We start from the raw sequence: 2,563 nt of genomic DNA, 5'->3' as shown, positions 1-2,563 counted from the left end.
ATTGTGCTTGAAACCACGATCTGCCAATGGTTTCTTGCAAATAAGTTCGCATAAATGCAGGGNTCGCATAAAATCAACAGCTCTGCGTTGACCCCAAACAGCTTATAGAGCAGATCCTCGTTCTCCAGGGAGCAGCGGGCAACATCGCCCATGGTATAGATGCCATGGGCCTCCAGCTTNCTGGCGTACCCGCCGCCAACCCGCCAAAAATCGGTGAGGGGCCTGTGCTCCCACAGCAGGCGGCGGTAGGTGCGCTCGTCCAACTTGGCGATGCGGACGCCGTTGACATCGGGATGGATGTGCTTCGCAACAATATCCATAGCGACTTTGCAGAGGTATAGATTCGTGCCGATTCCCGCCGTTGCTGTGATGCCGGTAGTCTCCAGTACGTCCGCAATGATCCTACTCGCCAATTCTCTGGCGTTGAGTTTATAGGTGTCCAGATAGTTGGTCACATCCATCAGGACTTCGTCAATCGAATAGTTGTGGATATCCTCCGGTGCGATGTATTTCAGGTACACATTGTAGACCCTGGTACTCCATTCCATGTAGTGGGCCATCCTGGGCGGGGCTACGATGTAGTCCAGCGCCAGGCCGGGGTCGGCTTTCAGGGCGGTATCATCCGAGGAGGAGCCGGTAAACTGCCGCCCCGGTGCGGAGCGCAGCCGCTGGGCGTTGACCTCCTTGACCCTCTGTATTACCTCAAACAGCCGCGCCCTGCCGGAGATGCCCCAGGCTTTCAGGCTGGGGGTGACCGCCAGACAGATGGTCTTCTCGGTGCGGCTCAGGTCCGCCACCACAAGGTTGGTGGTCAGGGGATCGAGGCCGCGCTCAATGCATTCGACGGAAGCATAAAAACTTTTCAGATCCGCGGCGATGTAGGTACGCTCACTCATTGCACATCCCCCTTCCCTTGCAGTTTCGTTCCGGAACCTATCATAGCATACCCACACCAGACCAAACAAGTCAATATCATAATATCTAAAGGAGGAACCTCCATGAACATCGTTGGATATGGCGGGGGAACGAATTCGACCGCCATGCTGATCGGATTGTACCACCGGAAGATCCCGGTGGACTTGATCCTGTTCTCCAATACCGGGGGTGAGCAGCCCCACACCTATGACTTTCTCCCCATCATGGACCGCTGGCTGGAGGATCACGGCCTGCCCACGATCACCCAGGTGGAATACACTGACAGGAACGGGAACCGCCTGACTTTGGAGCAGGAGTGCCTCCGTTCCGGTACGCTGCCCGCCATCGCCTACGGCTACAAAAAGTGTTCCCTTAAGCACAAAATTCAGCCCCAGGACAAATTCTGCAACAATTATCCACCCTGCCGGGAGGTCTGGGCCAGAGGCGAACGTGTTGTCAAATTCATCGGCTTTGACATTGGGGAGCAGAAACGGCGGGACCATGCCCAACCCATCGATGAGGCCGACACCAAATATAAAAAGGAATATCCGCTCATGGACTGGGGCTGGACAAGGGAGGACTGCATCGCCGTCATATTGCAGGAGGGTCTGCCGCTGCCCGGCAAGTCCTCCTGCTTTTTCTGTCCCAGCATGAAGAAGCGGGAGATTCGCACCCTTTACCACCAGCACCGGGATCTGTATGACCGGGCCATCGCCATTGAGGACGGCGCCCGGCCCAACCTCATCACGGTCAAGGGCCTGGGGCGGGATTGGGCATGGCGGGATTTCGTGGAGGCTGACCTGAACCAGACCGCCATGTGCTGGATGTTCCCGGAGGACGACCTGCCCTGCAACTGCCACGACGTTGGCTGAGAAAGGAGCGTTTTGAGATGGATATTATTGAACTGGAGCGGTGGAAACCCTCTGAAGCTAACCCGCACANGCTGGAGTACGCCGGCCAGCCTGTGGCACAGGAGGTATTCGAGGAGCTGAAGCACCGGCTGGAGGGCATGGGATACCTGCCGGACGAGTATTTTCTGCTGGACGACCACTGGAAGGATGGCCGGGAGATCCCCAAGGATGCGGATATCTTCTGCACCACCGATTACGGCGCCAGCGAGGGTGTCTATCTGGATGTATATCTCAAGTGGTATGAGGATGGAAAGCCCATCACCAGGAGCTTCATCACCGGCAAGACTCTGGGTGAGAACGGCAACGATCTGGACAGGATGTTCCTCACCGCCTCCGCCATCACCAAGGCGTTCCACGGCGATCACGCCACCCACGCCCGATACATGAAGATCGGCGGTGTGGAGGAGGACACCGGCGGTTCTGTGGNGCATCTGAGCCAGCAGGAACAAAAGGTTATCATCGAGGCGCTGGTGGAGCAGCGGGAGCGGCAGGAGCAGGCCATGGGNNAGACCGAGCAGCTCCTGCGCCGCATGACCGGGAGCATCACGGAGTATGTCAACACGGTAGGAATGCGCCCTCTGCAGATGAGCGACTTTGACAAAGCTGTGCTGGCGATCCAGGACGGCGAACTGGAAGCCTTCAAGAAGTACGCAGCCAGGATTCCGTACCAGCAGGAGGAGACCCTGCTGGTGGAGGCGGCTGGCCGTCCGGGGGCCGTGGGCCGGAAGATGACGGAG

Annotated in this window: 1 protein-coding gene and 2 pseudogenes; 2 read left to right on the top strand and 1 reads right to left on the bottom strand. The window is 57.8% G+C overall.

Going from position 1 to position 2,563, the window contains the following annotated elements; all coding sequences use genetic code 11:
* Nucleotides 1–896: pseudogene (locus JX325_RS15075) on the bottom strand (DNA methylase); the annotation flags it as partial.
* Between the two features lie 102 nt (nt 897–998).
* Between JX325_RS15075 and JX325_RS15070 the strand changes: the two are divergent.
* Both JX325_RS15070 and JX325_RS15065 read left to right on the top strand, forming a co-directional pair.
* Nucleotides 999–1,787: a hypothetical protein gene (locus tag JX325_RS15070; protein WP_204791885.1), complete on the top strand. Its 789-nt coding sequence runs from the start codon at nt 999–1,001 to the stop codon at nt 1,785–1,787.
* 17 nt (nt 1,788–1,804) lie between these two features.
* A pseudogene (locus JX325_RS15065) lies at nt 1,805–2,563 on the top strand (ankyrin repeat domain-containing protein); the annotation flags it as partial.

Origin of the sequence: Oscillibacter sp. CU971, from assembly GCF_905219725.1 — a bacterium.
GTDB lineage: Bacteria > Bacillota > Clostridia > Oscillospirales > Oscillospiraceae > Oscillibacter.
This window is presented reverse-complemented; position numbering and strand designations above follow the sequence as displayed.